The following is a 16729-nucleotide window of genomic DNA, read 5'->3' on the forward strand; positions in this document are numbered from 1 at the left end:
ATGAGTGAGGTCAGCCGGGTGGCCGACCAGCGCGGTGAGGTCGGCCGCCTGGCCGATCAGCGCCGTGAGGTCGGCCACGCTGTCGGCGGGCCGACCCTTCCCGCCTACCGGATCGAGGACCTCGCTCACCTCAGCGGTGCCACCGTCCGCACCATCCGCGCCTACCAGGACCGAGGCCTGCTCCCCCGCCCCGAGCGCCGCGGCCGGGCCAACGTCTACTCCGACGCCCACCTCGTCCGCCTGCGCCAGATCGCCGACCTCCTCGACCGCGGCTACACCCTGGCCTCCATCAAGGAACTCCTGGAGGCCTGGGACGCCGGTCGCGGCCTCGGTGGGGTGCTCGGGCTGGTCGCCGAGGTGGACGGGCCGTGGACCGACGAGGAGGCGGTACGGATCTCGCGTGCCGAGCTGGACGAGCGCTTCGGCGGCACCCCGGACGACGCGGCGGTGGCCGATGCCGTGGACCTCGGCGTGCTGGAGCCGGTCCCCGGCGACGCGGACTCGTTCCTCGTGCCGAGCCCCCAAGAGCTTGCCGTGGCAGTCGAGTTGCACGCCGCCGGTGTTCCCCTGTCCGCGATCTCCGGCCACCTAAGGGAGTTGAGAGGTCAGGTCGAGCACATCGCCGCCCGCTTCCTGGAGTTCACCACCGAACACGTCTTCGCCCGCTACCTGGACGGTCCACACCGTCCGTCGGACGCCGAAGCGGCCGAAGCGGCCTCTCTCGTACGACGACTGCGCCCGCTCGCTCAGCAGACAGTGGACGCCGAACTCGCCCGAGCGATGCGTCTGTTGGCGGTGCGGCACCTGCGTCAGCACCTGGATGCGGGCGAGACCCCCGATCTGCGGGATCGGACGCGTTCCGTGACGGTCCCGGCCGAGACGATGGCGGCCGTGGAGAGGCTTGTTGGCCCGGACCAGGCCGCGTCCTTCATCGCGCTGGCCGCCGAACGGGAGGTGAGGGCCCGCGCCTTGGACCGGCTGGCCGCAAATCATGTCACGTCAACCGATCTTGACGAAACCTCTTGAATCGACGGCTCGTTGTCCACAGAATCGCCAATTCCCCTGTGGATAACCGCACTTGGTTGTGGATCAAACATCCGGAGCGAAATCGTTCGCGTGATTCACACCTCTCCCGGCACGCTGGTGACATGGATGAAAGACGCACCGTGAAGGTGTCGAAGTACCTCTCGAAGCACCTGCGCCATCAGCCCGAGCGAATCGGGCTCACGCTCGACGAGGCCGGCTGGGTCGAGATCGACACGCTGATCGCCGCCGCGGCCGCGCACGGATTCCGGTTCACCCGGGAAGAGCTGGACCACGTGGTCGCCGCCAATGACAAGCAGCGCTTCGCGATCGAGGGCACCCGGATCCGCGCCAGCCAGGGCCACAGCATCGACGTCGACCTCGGACTGCCCCCGGCGACGCCACCGCCGTACCTCTACCACGGCACCGTGGCCGGCAGCCTCGACGCGATCCGCGCCGAAGGGCTGCGGCCCATGAGCAGGCACGACGTGCACCTCTCGCCCGACCGCGAGACCGCCACGCGGGTAGGGGCCCGGCGTGGCCGCCCAGTGGTGCTCTCCGTGGACGCCGGCGCCATGCACCGCGACGGCCATGTCTTCCACATCAGCGCGAACGGGGTGTGGCTGACGAAGGCCGTGCCACCGGAGTTCCTGCGCTTTCCCGAGTCGCACTGACCTCCCTGCCCCGATGGTGTACGCACCGGGAGTACCTGCCCATGATCAGCCTCACTCCGTGGCTGAGCAGCCGCGCGCGGTGACTGTTTCACGTGAAACCCGGTCGGCCGCTTACGCTCGACACATGAGTCTGCGCCTGAGCACCGTGATCCTCCCGTACCGTCGCTGGTCCGAGGGGGGCCGCGAGGCATGGCAGCGCGCGGAGCAGCTCGGCTTCCACACCGCGTACACCTACGACCACCTGTCCTGGCGCAGCTTCCGGGACGGCCCGTGGTTCGGTGCCGTGCCGACGCTGACCGCCGCCGCGGCCGTCACCGACCGTCTGCGGCTCGGCACTCTGGTGACCTCGCCGAATTTCCGGCATCCCGTGCCGTATGCCAAGGAGCTTGTCTCCCTCGACGACATCTCCGGTGGCCGCTTCACGCTCGGCGTCGGTGCGGGCGGCTCGGGGTTCGACGCCACCGTGCTCGGCCAGGACCCGTGGACGCCGCGCGAGCGGGCCGACCGGTTCGCCGAGTTCGTCCAGCTCCTGGACCGGCTGCTGACCGAGGACGCGGTGTCGTACGAGGGCGACTTCTATTCGGCGCACGAGGCGCGCAACATCCCGGGCTGTGTGCAGCGCCCCCGGCTGCCCTTCGCGGTCGCCGCGACCGGACCGCGCGGGTTGCGGCTCGCGGCGCGGTACGGGCAGGCGTGGGTGACCACGGGCGACCCCAAGCTGTACGAGAACGGCACTCCTGAACAGTCGATTCAAGCCATTCGTGGGCAGGCCGAGAAGCTGGCCGACGCGTGCGCCGAGATCGGCCGGGACACTGCCGACCTCGACAAGATCCTGCTCACCGGTTTCACCCCGGACCGCGGCCGCCCGCTGGAGTCCCTCGACGCGTTCGTGGACTTCGCGGGGCGCCATCAGGAACTGGGATTCACCGAGATCGTGGTCCACTGGCCGATCCCCGACTCGGACTTCGCAGCCGACGAGAAGATCTTCGAGCAGATCGCCATGGAGGCGGCGGCTCAGCTGCGGTGAGCCGGTCGGGCACGACAATGCTGGTCAGGGCCGTGTGGGCGGGGCCCGCAGGGACGGTTTCTCCTCAGGTGCCGCCTCAGATGTGCGGACTGCCGCACGGCCGTGCAGGCATATGCGGGAGAATGACCCGGTGACCTCAGCGACTCGACAGCCCCAGACCCCGGCCGCGGCCGCTGTCCGCCCGCGGCTCATCGCCACCGACCTGGACGGCACCCTTCTGCAGGACGACAAGTCGGTCTCCCCTCGCACGGTGGCCGCACTGGCCGCCGCCGAGGAGGCGGGCATCGAGGTGTTCTTCGTCACCGGCCGCCCGGCCCGCTGGATGGACGTCGTCAGCGACCACGTCCACGGTCACGGCCTGGCCATCTGCGGCAACGGCGCGGCGGTGGTCGACCTGCACGGCGGCCCCGGCGCCCACCGGTTCGTGAAGGTGCGGGAGCTGGCTCGGGAGAACGCGCTGGACGCCGTACGGCTGCTGCGCGAGGCGGCTCCGGGCACGGTGTACGCGGTGGAGCAGACGTACGGCTTCTACCAGGAGCCGGACTATCCCAAGCTGCACATGGAGATACCGGACGAGCGCGCGCCCGCCGAGGACCTCCTGGCGCCGGACGCCCCCGGGGCCGGCGAGCCCGTACTCAAGATCCTCGCCTACCACCGCACCCTCGACCCCGACGCCTTCCTCACCCTCGCCCGCCTCGCCATCGGCGACCGCGCCAATGTCACCCGCTCCAGCCCCAGCGCCCTGCTGGAGATCAGCGGCCCCGGCGTCTCCAAGGCCAGCACGCTCGCCCTGTGCTGCGCCGAGCGCGGTATCTCGCACGAGGAGGTCGTGGCCTTCGGGGACATGCCGAACGACGTGGAGATGCTGACCTGGGCGGGCCAGTCGTACGCGATGGGCAACGCGCACCCGGATGTCGTCGCCGCCGCGTCGGGGCGCACGGTCGCCAACAACGAGGACGGTGTGGCGGTCGTGATCGAACAGCTGCTGGCGCAGCGGGACTAGGCCTGGCCCGGCCTCCTACCCCACCTGCACTCCCCGCGCCGCCAGCCACGGCACCGGATCCACCGCCGAGCCCATCTCCGCAGTGACCCGCGCCTCGAAGTGCAGGTGCGGGCCGGTGGAGTTGCCGGTCGTGCCCGTCTGGCCGATCCACTGCCCGGTGTCCACGCGCTCGCCCTGGTCGACGGCGGAGGAGGCGAGATGGGCGTACTGCGTGTAGTAGCCGTCCACGTGCCGGACGACGATCTCCATGCCGAAGGCGCCCCCGCACGACACCCTGGCCACACGCCCGTCCCCGACCGCCCGCACCGGCGTACCGATGGGCACCGCGAAGTCCTGCCCGGTGTGCCGGTTCGCCCACCGCGACCCGCCGCTGCCGAACGCCGCGGACAGCTCGTACGACTCCACCGGCGCGACCCACTCGGTCGTGAAGTCCGTCTGCGGTTGGTCGAGCCGCACGGCACCCGCGCAGGAGCCGGCGGCCACGGAGGCGTCGGCCTGCCCCTGCAACTGCCACCGCGCCGCTTCGAGCTTCTGCTCGATGCCCTTCTTCAGCTCGGCGAGCGCGGCGTTGCGCTTGTCCAGGGTCTGCCAGGCCGCTGCGGCCTTGGCCTCGTCCGCGGTCAGCCGGGCCTCGGCACGACGGTTCTTCTCGATGGCGTTGTTGACGGCCAGGTTCGTCTGCGAGAAGACATGCTGCCCGCGCATCAGCTGGTCCGGGCTCCTGGCGAGGATCAGCTGCGCGGTGAGCGGCATCCCGCCGCTGCTGCGGTACTGGGCGCGCGCGATCCGGCCCAGGTCCTCGTGCAGGACGCCGATCTGCCGCCGCTCGCGTTCGAGCAGCGCCTCGATCCGCTGTGCCTTCGCCCGCTGCACCTCGGCCTCCTGCCGCCCCGCCTCGTACCGCTGTGTCGCCAGGGCCGCGTCCTCGTACAGGCGCGCCACCTGCGCACCGAGGACCACATCACCGCCGTTTCCCCCGCCGTCGCGGCCCGGGGTGTCCTTCCCGTCGCCGGTGGCGTCGGCGGACGGGGCCACGAGCAGGGCGAGCGCGCACAGCAGCGCCGGAACGAGCATGCGTTTGCGGCGGTATGAGCACATGTCAGCGATCCTGGCCCGCGGGCCGGGTCCCGGTCTTGTTCGGGTCGTACGCCTGGGGGACGCGTTGCTGCGGATGGGTCAGTACGCCTGTTGACGCGAGTGTCGACGAGCGGTCCACACCCCGGAGCACTCACCCACGACCAAGGGCCGGCCGCGCGCTACGGCGCCCCCACCAGCAAATCCGCCTCCTCCTCCCGCTCCACCATCCGCCGCAGCGGCCCCTCCACAGCGGCCAGCTCCGCGAACGTCCCCCGCTGCACCACACGCCCCGCATCCAGGACGACCACCTCGTCCACCGCGTCCAGACCGGCCAGACGATGGGTGATGAGCAGAGTTGTGCGGCCCTCGGTGGCGGCCAGCAGGTCGGCGGTGAGGGCGTCGGCGGTGGGCAGGTCGAGGTGCTCGGCGGGCTCGTCGAGCACGAGCACGGGAAAGTCGGCGAGCAGTGCGCGGGCCAGCGCGAGCCGCTGCCGCTGCCCGCCCGACAGCCGCGCCCCGTGCTCGCCCACGAGCGTGTCCAGCCCGTCGGGCAGGCTGTCGGCCCAGCCGAGCAACCGGGCGCGCTCGAGGGCGTCGCGCAGTTCGGCCTCGGTGGCGTCCTTCTTGGCGAGGAGCAGGTTCTCGCGCACGGAGCTGTCGAAGAGGTGCGCGTCCTGCGCGCACAGCCCGACGAGCCGCCGTACGTCGTCGCCGTCCAGCGCGTACGCGTCCACGCCGCCCAGCGTGTACGAGCCCGCGTCCGTGTCCAGGAAGCGCAGGAGGACCTGCGCCAGCGTCGTCTTGCCGGACCCCGACGAGCCGACCACGGCGATCCGGCGGCCCTCCTCCAGGGTCAGGTGGAGGTCGGCGAGCGCGTCCCGGTCCTGCCCCGCGTGACGGGCAGTCAGGCCCCTGACGGCGACGGGGAAGGGCGAAGCGGGCGCCTGCCGGGACCGCTCCGGCTCCCGTACGGGCTCGGGGGCGTCCAGCACCTCGTACACGCGCTCCGCGCTCTTGCGCACCCGCTGCCGGTACTGCACGGCGAGCGGCAGCCCCAGGACGGCCTCGAAGGCAGCCAAGGGGGTCAGGATGACGACGGCCATCGTGACGCCGCCCAGCCGCCCCTCGGCGACCGCCTGGGCGCCCACGAGGGCGGTGGCGGCGACGGTGAGGCCGGAGATCAGCGCAGTGAGTCCGTCGCCGAGCGCGGTGGCCGTGGCGGCCCGCGAGGCGATCCGGGTGAGCGCCCCGTCAGCCCGCCGCGCCTCGGCCGTACGGCTGGGCAGGGCGCCGGCGACGGTCAGCTCCGCGGTGCCGGTGAGCAGATCCGTCACGCGCGTCGCGAGCACTCCACGGGCAGGGGCCAGCCTGCGCTCGGCACGGCGGGCGACGGCACCCGTGACGAGCGGGATTCCCGCCCCGGCCGCCAGCAGCCCCACCGCGAGCACGGCACCGGCCTCGGGCAGCAGCCACGCGGTGAAGCCGATGGCACCGGCGGACACAACGGTCGCCGCAGCCGCGGGCAACAGCCACCGCAGCCAGTAGTCCTGCAGTGCGTCCACGTCGGCGACGAGCCGCGACAGCAGATCGCCCCGACGCGTGCGCCGCAGTCCGGCGGGCGCCAGCCGCTCCAGCCGCCGGTACACGGCGACCCGGGTGTCGGCCAGCATGCGCAGCACCGCGTCGTGCGACACCAGCCGCTCGGCGTACCGGAACACGGCCCGCCCGATACCGAAGGCCCGTGTCGCCGTCACGGCCACCATCAGATACAGCACCGGCGGCTGCTGCGAGGCCCGCGAGATCAGCCACCCGGAGGTCGCCATGAGCCCGACGGCACTGCCGAGCGCGAGGCTCCCGAGCAGCAGCGCGAGGACGAGGCGGCCGCGCCGGGGACCGGACAGGGCGCGGACACGGGCCAGGACGCCCCGTGTGCGAGTCGTGAGCGGCACGGCCCCGGCGTCGTCCGAAGGGGCCTGAGGTTCGTCCGCAGCGGTACCGCCATGTGCTTCCCGCTCGATCGGGTCGATCAGGTCGACCGGGCGGCCGGCGGCGGGCACGGGCGCCTCGGGCAGTGCGCTTGCCCGCACGGGTACCGCGGCTTCCGACAGCCGCACCACCCGGTCCGCCACGCCCAGCAGCGCCGGCCGATGCACCACCAGCAGCACCGTCCGCCCCACCGCCAGCCTGCGCACGGCCTCCACGACCTCGGCCTCGGTGGCCCCGTCGAGCGCGGCCGTCGGCTCGTCGAGCAGCAGTACGGGCCGGTCCGCGAGGAACGCCCGGGCCAGCGCGAGCCGCTGCCGCTGCCCCGCGGACAGCCCGGCCCCGTCCTCACCCAGCACGGTGTCGACGCCCCCAGGCAGCGCATCCACGAACTCCAGCGCCCCGGCATCCCCCAGCGCACGTCGTACGGCAGCGTCGTCCGCGTCGGGGCGTGCCAGCCGTACGTTCTCGGCGATCGTCCCGGCGTACAGATGCGGCCGCTGCGGCACCCAGGCAATACGTGAGCGCCACTCCCGCAGATCGAGCTCGGCGAGATCGGCTCCCCCGACCAGCACCCGCCCCTTGGCCGGCCGCACGAACCCCAACAGCGCGTTCAGCAGCGTCGACTTGCCTGCGCCGCTCGGCCCGACGAGTGCGACCGTCTCCCCGGGCTCGACGGCGAGGTTCACGTCCGACACGGCGTCGGCGGACCGTCCGGGATAGCGGACCGAGACTCCCTCGAACGACACCGTCCCCGTCGGCACCGCCGCGGTCCCCGAGGCCGGCACCGGCGTCTCCAGCACCTCGAAGATCTCCTCGGCCGCGGACAGCCCCTCGGCCGCCGCGTGGTACTGCGCGCCGACCTGACGCAGCGGGAGGTAGGCCTCGGGCGCCAGCACGAGGATGACCAGGCCGTCGTACAGATGCATCTCGCCGTGGACGAGCCGCATGCCGATCGTCACGGCGACCAGTGCCACCGAGAGGGTCGAGAGCAGCTCCAGCGCGAAGGAGGAGATGAAGGCGATCCGCAGTGTCCGCATGGTCGCCCGGCGGTACTCGCCGGTGATGCGCCGGATCGACTCGGCCTGCGCCTTGGCCCGCCCGAACACCTTCAGGGTCGGCAGCCCGGCGACGACGTCCAGGAAGTGCCCGGACAGCCGGGACAGCAGCCGCCACTGACGGTCCATCCGGGACTGCGTGGCCCAGCCGATCAGCATCATGAAGATCGGGATAAGCGGAAGGGTGCCGACGATGATCGCCGCCGAGACCCAGTCCTCGGTCACGATCCGCGCCAGCACGGCCACAGGCACCACCACCGCGAGCCCCAGCTGCGGCAGATAGCGCGAGAAGTAGTCGTCGAGGGCATCGACTCCCCGCGTGGCGAGGGCAACCAGAGAACCAGTGCGCTGTCCGCTCAGCCAGCCGGGCCCCAGCTCGGCCGACCGCTCCAGCAGCCGCCCCCGTAGCTCCGACTTCACCGCCGCGCTGGCCCGGTGCGCGGCGAGCTCGGTGAGCCACGCGATGACCGCGCGGCCGACCGCTACAGCGGCCAACAGCAGCAGGGGAGTGCGCAGTTCAGCGGCGGACATCCCATGCTCGAACGCACCTACCACCGCCTCCGCGATGAGCATCGCCTGCGCGATGACCAGCACCGCACCGACGGCGCCCAGGCCGACGACCGCGACCAGGAAGAGGCGAGTGGTGCGGGCGTACCGGAGAAGACGCGGATCGATCGGTTTCACGTGAAACATGCCCTTCGGTCCAGGGCGGGGTGTTTCACGTGAAACATCGTGAACCACCCCGCCGGCAGCGGACTCAGTGCGAGGCCCCCGCAGCGGCGTCCGCAGCGATGTGCTGCGTGCCGATCCGCTTGCGGAACACCCAGTAGGTCCAGCCCTGGTAGAGCATGACGATCGGTGTAGCGATCACCGCGCACCAGGTCATGATCTTCAGCGTGTAGGGGCTCGACGAGGCGTTGGTGACGGTGAGGCTCCACTCGTCATTGAGCGAGGACGGCATGACGTTCGGGAAGAGCGTCAGGAAGAGCATCGCCACGGCGGCCACGATGGTGACGCCGGAGAACGCGAACGACCATCCCTCGCGCCCGGCCTGGTTCGCCACGAGCGCGGCGACCAGCGCCGCGACGGCCACGACCAGCGCGACCAGGCTCTTGCCGTCGCCGTTCTCGACCTGCGTCCAGAGCAGGAAGATCAGCGCCAGCACGGCGGCGGCGAGACCGACCCGCAGGGCCAGCGTCCGTGCCCGTTCCCGGACCTCCCCGACGGTCTTGAGCGCGGTGAACACCGCACCGTGGAAGGTGAACAGCGTCAGCGTCACCAGACCGCCGAGGAGCGCGTACGGGTTGAGCAGGTCCAGAACGTTGCCGACGTACTCATGACTCTGGTCGATCTTCACGCCCCGCACGATGTTGCCGAAGGCCACACCCCACAGGAACGCCGGGATCAGCGAGCACCAGAAGATGGCTTGCTCCCAGTTGCGCTGCCAGTTCTCCTCGGGCCGCTTGGCCCGGTACTCGAAGGCGACGCCCCGGACGATCAGGCAGACCAGGATGAGCAGCAAGGGCAGGTAGAAGCCGGAGAAGAGCGTGGCGTACCACTCGGGGAAAGCAGCGAAGGTCGCGCCGCCGGCCGAGAGCAACCACACCTCGTTGCCGTCCCAGACGGGGCCGATGGTGTTGATCAGCACCCGCCGCTCGGGCCGGCTACGGGCGAGCAGCTTGGTGAGGACCCCGACCCCGAAGTCGAAGCCCTCCAGGAAGAAGTAGCCGATCCACAGGACGGCGATCAGGACGAACCAGACGTCGTGAAGTTCCATGACTGTGCAACTCCCTCGGCCTAGTAGGAGAAGGCCATCGGCTTGTCGGCGTCACGGTCGTCGCCGCCGATCTTCGTGGGCGGATTCAGGTCTGCCTCCGTCAGCTCAGGCGGACCGGCCTTGACGTACTTCGCGAGGAGCTTGACCTCGACGACGGCGAGGATGGCGTAGAGCGTGGTGAAGACGATCATCGAGGTGAGGACCTCGCCCTGGGAGACACCGGGGGAGACCGCGTCACGGGTGCGCAGGACGCCGTAGACAACCCATGGCTGGCGGCCCATCTCGGTGAAGATCCAGCCCCAGGAGTTGGCGATCAGCGGGAAGGCCAGGGTCCAGATCGCGATGCGCCAGTACCACTTCGTCAGCTTCGGGCCGAGCGCCTTCTTCGGGAGCAGCACCAGATGCGGCACCTCGTCGTCACCGACCCTCAGGTGCTGCGGCAGCATGAACTTCTTGCGGGTCAGCCAGAGTCCGACCAGGCCGATGGCGAACGACGCCATACCGAAGCCGATCATCCAGCGGAAGCCCCAGTAGGCGACGGGGATGTTGGGCCGGTAGTCGCCGGGACCGTACTTCTCCTGCTCGGCCTTGTTGACGTCGTTGATGCCGGGGACGTACGAGGTGAAGTCGTCCTTGGCCAGGAAGGACAGCAGCCCCGGAATCTCGATGGCGACCTTGTTGTGGCCCTTGTCGACGTCGCCGACGGCGAAGACCGAGAAGGGCGCCGGCTCCTCGCCGTCCCACAGCGCCTCGGCCGCGGCCATCTTCATCGGCTGCTGCTCGTACATGATCTTGCCGAGGACATCACCGCTGATCGCGGTGAGCATGCCGCCGATGACGACGGTGACCAGGCCGAGCCTGAGCGAGGTCTTCATCTCGCGGATGTGGTTCTTGCGCACCAGGTGGAAGGCGGAGATGCCGACCATGAAGGCGCCGCCGGTGAGGAACGCCGCCGACAGGGTGTGGAAAGCCTGCGCGAGCGCGGTGTTCTGGGTCAGCACGAGCCAGAAGTCGGTGAGCTCGGCCCGCCCCTTCGCCTCGTTGATCCGGTAGCCGACGGGGTGCTGCATCCACGAGTTGGCCGCGAGGATGAAGTACGCCGACAGGATGGTGCCGATGGAGACCATCCACATACAGGCCAGGTGGATCTTCTTCGGCAGCTTGTCCCAGCCGAAGATCCACAGACCGATGAAGGTGGACTCGAAGAAGAAGGCGATCAGAGCCTCGAAGGCGAGTGGAGCGCCGAAGACGTCACCGACGAAGCGGGAGTAGTCGGACCAGTTCATGCCGAACTGGAACTCCTGCACGATGCCGGTGACCACGCCCATCGCGATGTTGATCAGGAAGAGCTTGCCCCAGAACTTCGTTGCTCTGAGGTACTTCTCCTTCTCCGTGCGCACCCAGGCGGTCTGCAGCCCGGCCGTCAGGGCGGCCAGCGAGATCGTCAGGGGGACGAACAGAAAGTGGTAGACGGTGGTGATACCGAACTGCCAGCGCGCCAGAGTCTCCGGCGCCAAAGCCAGGTCCACGTCGCCGCTCCTTACCTACGCTTGTGAAAGCGTTCACATTCACAAGCAATTATGCAGCACCCGCGCTCCGGCCCCGAAGGGGGGTCCCTCGTTAGGGTCAACCCCTTGGCGTGAACTTCAACATATTGTTGAATCGCCTGCATGCAGACACAGACACCCCTGCGGATACGGATCTCCTGGCCCGCGGGTCACCTCACCGCGGCCCTCGACGACACCCCGACCACGCAGGCCCTCGCCAAGGCCCTGCCCCTCGTCTCCACCGCCCGCACGTGGGGCGAGGAGGTCTACTTCGACACGGGCGTCACCGTTCCACGTGAAACCAACGCCCGACAGGTCGTCGACCCGGGCACGGTCGCCTTCTGGACGGACGGCGACGCCCTCGCCCTCCCCTACGGGCCCACACCGATCTCGCGGGGCGACGAATGCCGCCTCGCGAGCCCGTGCAACGTCCTCGGCCAGATAGACGGCGACCCGCGCCTGCTGGCGACCGTCCGCGACGGCGACCCCGTGCGCGTGGAACTCGTGGACGCCTGACCTGCTTGCGGAGCCCTACAGCTCCTTGCGGAACCCTTCCGCCACCTTCAGGAAGATGTCGTTCGCCTCGGCCTCCCCGACCGTCACCCGCACACCCTCGCCCGGGAACGGTCGGACCACCACGCCGTGCTGCTCGCACGCCGCCGCGAAGTCGACCGTGTGCTCCCCCAGCCGCAGCCACACGAAGTTGGCCTGGGTCTCGGGCACCGTCCAGCCCTGGTCCCGCAGCCCGTCGACCACGCGGTTGCGCTCGCACACCAACGAACCGACCCGGCCCAGCAGTTCGTCCTCGGCACGCAGCGAGGCGATGGCCGCGTCCTGCGCGAGCTGGCTCACCCCGAAGGGCACGGCCGTCTTACGCAGTGCCGCCGCGACCGGTTCATGGGCGATCGCGAAGCCGACACGCAGGCCGGCAAGGCCGTACGCCTTGGAAAACGTCCGTAGGACACAGACGTTCGGCCGGTCACGGTAGATCTCCACACCGTCCGGCACCTCGGGGTCGCGGATGAACTCGCGGTACGCCTCGTCGAGCACCACCAGCACATCGCCGGGCACCCGGTCGAGGAACCGCTCCAGCTCGGCCCGCTTCACAACCGTCCCCGTCGGGTTGTTGGGGTTGCAGACGAAGATCAGCCTGGTCCGGTCGGTGATGGCGGCGGCCATCGCATCCAGGTCGTACACATCGCCCGGGGTCAGCGGCACCTTCACGGAGGTGGCACCGCTGATCTGCGTGATGATCGGGTACGCCTCGAAGGACCGCCAGCCGTAGACGACCTCGTCGCCGGGTCCGGCCGTGGCCTGAATCAGCTGCTGGGCGACGCCGACCGAGCCGGTGCCGGTAGCCAGGTGGGAGACCGGGACGCCGAAGCGCTCGGACAGCTCGTTCATCAGCGCCGTGCACATCATGTCCGGGTAGCGGTTGAAGGACGAGGCGGCGGCCGTCACGGTCTCCATCACGCCGGGCAGCGGCGGATATGGGTTCTCGTTGGAGGACAGCTTGTAGGCCACCGGACCACCGGCCGCAGCAGGCTTGCCGGGCTTGTAGGTGGGGATCCCCTCCAGCTCCGCGCGCAGCTTGGGGCTCGTCTCACTCACCGCAGTCCTCCTCGCGACCACCGGCGGCCCATCACCACCGCCGACTCCAATACTCCTCACCTTATGAGGATTCGGCCCCGATGCGTACAGGTGCGACGCCACCGAGTGCAGACCCCTTCCGCCTCACCCGCATCAGGGGCATCGTCGTACGAAGTTGTACGAATTGGGGGGCGCGTCACACATATATCTACGCGCCGGTGGCTCGCGCCGTGGCGCGCATCCCTCGTGAAGGTGAGTTGAGACCTCTTCGAAACATCGCGCACTTGGCAGGCCCATGCGTGCCGACAAGTCAGGTCCTATCATTGGATCGTTCAACTCCCTTGGTTTCCAAGGGGTTTGACGCTCGATGACCTTGCAGAAACGTGCCTGTCAACGAGTGCATATGCGTCCGCACTACCCCACCGCATGAGCCCTACTATCGGCTCGCCATGACAGCAGCAGGGAAGCACCAGGTGAGCCGCGCGGAAACCTCACGTCGAGGCAGTCGGCCCAGCCGGGCGGGCATCAGAGACGTGGCCGCCGCCGCCGGGGTCTCCATCACGACCGTCTCCGACGCCCTCAACGGCAAGGGCCGACTCCCCGACGCCACCCGACGCCATGTCCGCGAGGTCGCCGACCGGCTGGGCTACCGGCCCTCGGCCGCCGCCCGGACACTCCGTACCGGCAAATCAGGCCTCATCGGCCTGACCGTGACGACATACGGGGATGAACCTTTCACCTTCACCGAGTTCGCGTACTTCGCCGAGATGGCCCGCGCCGCGACCTCGGCCGCGCTCGCCCGCGGCTACGCCCTCGTGATCCTCCCCGCGACCTCGCGCCACGACGTCTGGTCGAACGTCGCCCTCGACGGCACGGTCGTCATCGACCCGTCCGACCAGGACCCGGTCGTCAGCGAACTGGTCAGGCAGGGCCTGCCGGTCGTCTCCGACGGCCGCCCGGCCGGCTCGCTCCCGGTCACCGCCTGGGTCGACAACGACCACGAGGCCGCCGTACTCGGCATCCTCGACCACCTGGCCGACGCCGGCGCCCGCCGGATCGGTCTGCTCACGGGCACCACCACGGACACGTACACCCACCTGTCGACCACCGCCTACCTGCGCTGGTGCGAGCGGGTCGGCCAGGATCCGGTGTACGAGGCCTACCCGGCGCACGACCCGTGCGCGGGCGCCGTCGCCGCCGACCGGCTGCTCGCCCGCCCCGACCGCCCCGACGCCGTCTACGGCCTGTTCGACCCGAACGGCACCGACCTGCTCGCCGCCGCCCGCCGCTACGGACTGCGCGTACCGGACGACCTGCTTCTGGTCTGCTGCAGCGAGTCGACCGTGTACGCCAACACCGAGCCGCCCATCACCACGCTCTCCCTCAAGCCGCGCCGCATCGGCACGGCCGTGGTCCAGCTCCTCATCGATGCCATCGAGGGGGTCGAGTCGGACCGGCCGGTCGAGCAGGTGATACCGACCGAACTGATCGTGCGTACCTCGTCCCAGCGACGTCCGCCGCGTACGACGGTCAGCCCGCCCCGGTCGCCCGAGGAGCGGTAGAAGCAGGTCGGGGGGAGTGCACAAGCAGGTCGAGGAGCGAAAGAAAGCGCGGTCATCGGGCGGCCGAAGCCCTGCCCAATCGGGGCGAAAGCCGCAGTGAACAGCAGTCCTGCTCCGATTCACCACCCCTGGGTCATCACATGGCGCGATCGGCATTCCTATGATGGGCCCACGACACCCGCGGGCCGCTGCGACCAGGCAGTCCGATGCGGTGCAGCTGCGGCGCGATGGTGGAGGGGTCTGATGACTCAGGGGGCCGGTCAGGGACCCGAGATGGAGCGGACGGCGACGTTGCGCGACTTCCGGGTGCCCGCTTACGTCCACGAGACCGGTCCGTACGCCCACAGCACGCACCCGGGCGACGTCGCCCCGCCCCGCGACGAGGCCTATCCGGAGGGCTACACGCCCACGCAGCGCGACCTGCCCGTGATCAACCGCGGTGACACCCTTCAGGTGACCGTCGACCCCGCGGACATGCCGGATCCGCAGTCGGTGGACGGTCCGGGTCCGCTGTTCGTGGTCGGTGACGTGCACGGCTATCTCGACGAGTTGGTGGCCGCCCTCCAGGAGAAGGGCCTCATCGACTCGGAGGGGAACTGGTGCGCGGGCACCGCCCGGCTGTGGTTCCTCGGCGACTTCACCGACCGCGGCCCCGACGGCATCGGCGTCATCGATCTCGTGATGCGGCTGTCGGCGGAGGCCGCCGCGGCCGGCGGCTACTGCAAGGCCCTGATGGGCAACCACGAGCTGCTGCTGATCGGCGCCAAGCGGTTCGGCGACACCCCCGTCAACTCCGGCGCGGGCACCGCCACCTTCCAGGCGGCCTGGCTGCTCAACGGCGGCCAGAAGACCGACATGGACCGTCTCCAGGACCACCACCTGCAGTGGATGTCCCGGCTGGACGCCATGGAGGAGGTCGACGGCCACCTGCTCGTGCACTCGGACACCACCGCCTATCTCGACTACGGCGACTCGATCGAGGCGGTCAACGACACCGTCCGCGAGACGCTCACGCGCAATGACGCCGACGAAGTCTGGGACCTCTTCCGCAAGTTCACCAAGCGTTTCTCCTTCCGCGACGAGGGTGGCGCCGACCACGTTCGCTCCCTGCTCGATACGTACGGCGGCACCCGCATCGTTCACGGCCACAGCCCCATTCCGTACCTGCTGGGCGAGGTCGGCTCCGAGGAGGGCGAGGACAGCACCGGGCCCCTGATCGAGGGGCCGCACGTCTACGCCGACCGCCTCGCCATCGCGATGGACGGCGGAGTGACCATGGCCGGAAAGCTGCTGGTCCAGCAACTTCCCCTGGATATCTGAACGTTCACCGGGCAGGCGTCCCCTCACGACGCAGTGACGGAAGACGGCGCAGGCCAGGGCCCAATTTTGGCAAACCCCCTGTCAACGTGTGCCGTCACCGCTCTACCATCGGCTTATCCGTAGCAGGCTCCCCTCCGTTTCTGCCCGACGGCTCGTTGGCATGCGAGCCCCAAGCCCTACGGAGCATCGGGGGATGCACATGAACAGCGTTCCGCAGCACCTGCACAGTGAGGACCGCCAGGAATACGAGCGGATCCTCGATGAGGCGCTGCGCTCCGCACCACACCGCCCGGAACTGGCCGCTGTCGGACAGCGGCTCAACTCCGAACAGCTGCGCACCATGGCGCTCAACGCCACCGCACTCATCACGGCGGCCGCGGCGACCGAGTACCAGCACTACGTGAAGGTCCGCGAGGAACTGCGCCAACCGGCGCCGTCCACCCCGTCGTCCACCCGCGAGTCCAGCTCCACCGAGCCGGGCACGAGTGCGATGGGGCTCGCCACCACCATGGGAGAAGTCGCCGAGACCGCCGGCCCCGGCGTGGTCGCCGTGGTCGCCGTCCTGGCACCCGTCCTCGCCGGCACCGCCGCAGCGATCTTCCTGCTCGTCGGCTACATCCTGAAGATGCTCGACCCCGAGCCGGCCTTCGCCCAGACGATGCTGACCACCGGATGGGTGTTCGGCGCCGTGGCGGCGGCCGCGATCCTGGTCGCCGCCGTCGGACTCCTGCTCACCGCCCTGCGCAACCGTCCGGCATTCGACGGAGGACCGTACGGCGAACTGAGCGAGGAGGTTGCCCGGGCCAGGGAAGCCTGGCGCGAGGCCCTGCTGGAGCGTGGCATCCTGCCCTTCCTGCGGGAGGCGCTCGCCGACCCCGGCACGGCATCGGCACTGCACCGCACGCCACCGTCGACGCCGGCCGGCCGTATCCCGAACCTCGGCTACGACCGCCCGGGCTTCAGCAGCCCGGACGACGGTGGCTCCCGGGGCTCACGGCCGAGCTTCTCCAGCCCGGACTACACGAGCCCGGACTTCGGAGGGCCGGAACACCAGCCGGAGTAGCCCCTCGGCTTGCGCCTCCGCCGTA

13 protein-coding genes are annotated in these 16729 nt (G+C 70.1%); 8 read left to right on the forward strand and 5 right to left on the reverse strand.

Going from position 1 to position 16729, the window contains the following annotated elements; all coding sequences use genetic code 11:
* The 4 genes from PBV52_RS23550 to PBV52_RS23565 all read left to right on the forward strand — a co-directional run bounded on the left by PBV52_RS23550 (window position 1) and on the right by PBV52_RS23565 (window position 3727).
* Complete coding sequence (locus PBV52_RS23550) at window positions 1–1026, forward strand: MerR family transcriptional regulator (protein WP_274240875.1); 1026 nt, start codon at window positions 1–3, stop codon at window positions 1024–1026.
* Window positions 1027–1148: 122 nt separating this feature from the next.
* Window positions 1149–1697: an RNA 2'-phosphotransferase gene (locus PBV52_RS23555; protein ID WP_274240876.1), complete on the forward strand. Its 549-nt coding sequence runs from the start codon at window positions 1149–1151 to the stop codon at window positions 1695–1697.
* Window positions 1698–1821: 124 nt separating this feature from the next.
* A complete protein-coding gene (locus PBV52_RS23560) occupies window positions 1822–2724 on the forward strand; it encodes an LLM class flavin-dependent oxidoreductase (protein ID WP_274240877.1) in 903 nt (300 codons plus the stop codon).
* Between the two features lie 130 nt (window positions 2725–2854).
* The gene (locus tag PBV52_RS23565) at window positions 2855–3727 is read left to right on the forward strand and encodes an HAD-IIB family hydrolase (protein ID WP_274240878.1); all 873 of its coding nucleotides are present in this window, start codon (window positions 2855–2857) and stop codon (window positions 3725–3727) included.
* A gap of 15 nt (window positions 3728–3742) precedes the next feature.
* Here the strand turns inward: PBV52_RS23565 and PBV52_RS23570 are convergent, their stop codons facing one another.
* The 4 genes from PBV52_RS23570 to PBV52_RS23585 form a co-directional block, all read right to left on the reverse strand.
* Window positions 3743–4825, reverse strand: a complete 1083-nt coding sequence (locus PBV52_RS23570; protein ID WP_274240879.1) for a M23 family metallopeptidase — start codon at window positions 4823–4825, stop codon at window positions 3743–3745.
* A 158-nt stretch (window positions 4826–4983) separates the two neighbouring features.
* The gene (cydD, locus tag PBV52_RS23575) at window positions 4984–8538 is read right to left on the reverse strand and encodes a thiol reductant ABC exporter subunit CydD (protein WP_274240880.1); all 3555 of its coding nucleotides are present in this window, start codon (window positions 8536–8538) and stop codon (window positions 4984–4986) included.
* Window positions 8539–8602: 64 nt separating this feature from the next.
* Entirely contained in the window at window positions 8603–9622 is a 1020-nt protein-coding gene (gene cydB, locus PBV52_RS23580; protein WP_274240882.1) for a cytochrome d ubiquinol oxidase subunit II, read from the reverse strand.
* Between the two features lie 20 nt (window positions 9623–9642).
* Window positions 9643–11151 carry a cytochrome ubiquinol oxidase subunit I gene (locus PBV52_RS23585; protein ID WP_274240884.1) on the reverse strand — a complete coding sequence of 503 codons (1509 nt, stop codon included), beginning with the start codon at window positions 11149–11151 and terminating at the stop codon, window positions 9643–9645.
* A gap of 141 nt (window positions 11152–11292) precedes the next feature.
* Here PBV52_RS23585 and PBV52_RS23590 point away from each other — a divergent pair, with 141 nt between their 5' ends.
* Complete coding sequence (locus PBV52_RS23590) at window positions 11293–11685, forward strand: cyclophilin-like fold protein (RefSeq protein WP_274240886.1); 393 nt, start codon at window positions 11293–11295, stop codon at window positions 11683–11685.
* Between the two features lie 15 nt (window positions 11686–11700).
* On the opposite strand, the gene hisC is transcribed toward PBV52_RS23590, so the two are convergent.
* On the reverse strand, window positions 11701–12780 hold the full coding sequence (gene hisC, locus PBV52_RS23595; RefSeq protein ID WP_274240887.1) for a histidinol-phosphate transaminase: 1080 nt from the start codon (window positions 12778–12780) through the stop codon (window positions 11701–11703).
* A 428-nt stretch (window positions 12781–13208) separates the two neighbouring features.
* Between hisC and PBV52_RS23600 the strand changes: the two genes are divergently transcribed.
* The 3 genes from PBV52_RS23600 (at window position 13209) to PBV52_RS23610 (ending at window position 16704) form a co-directional block, all read left to right on the forward strand.
* Complete coding sequence (locus PBV52_RS23600) at window positions 13209–14321, forward strand: LacI family DNA-binding transcriptional regulator (RefSeq protein ID WP_079052380.1); 1113 nt, start codon at window positions 13209–13211, stop codon at window positions 14319–14321.
* 243 nt (window positions 14322–14564) lie between these two features.
* The gene (locus tag PBV52_RS23605) at window positions 14565–15641 is read left to right on the forward strand and encodes a metallophosphoesterase (RefSeq protein ID WP_274240888.1); all 1077 of its coding nucleotides are present in this window, start codon (window positions 14565–14567) and stop codon (window positions 15639–15641) included.
* A 193-nt stretch (window positions 15642–15834) separates the two neighbouring features.
* Window positions 15835–16704, forward strand: a complete 870-nt coding sequence (locus PBV52_RS23610) for a hypothetical protein (protein ID WP_274240889.1) — start codon at window positions 15835–15837, stop codon at window positions 16702–16704.
* Window positions 16705–16729: the final 25 nt, after the last annotated feature.

Source organism: Streptomyces sp. T12 (genome assembly GCF_028736035.1).
In the GTDB taxonomy this organism is placed as follows: domain Bacteria; phylum Actinomycetota; class Actinomycetes; order Streptomycetales; family Streptomycetaceae; genus Streptomyces.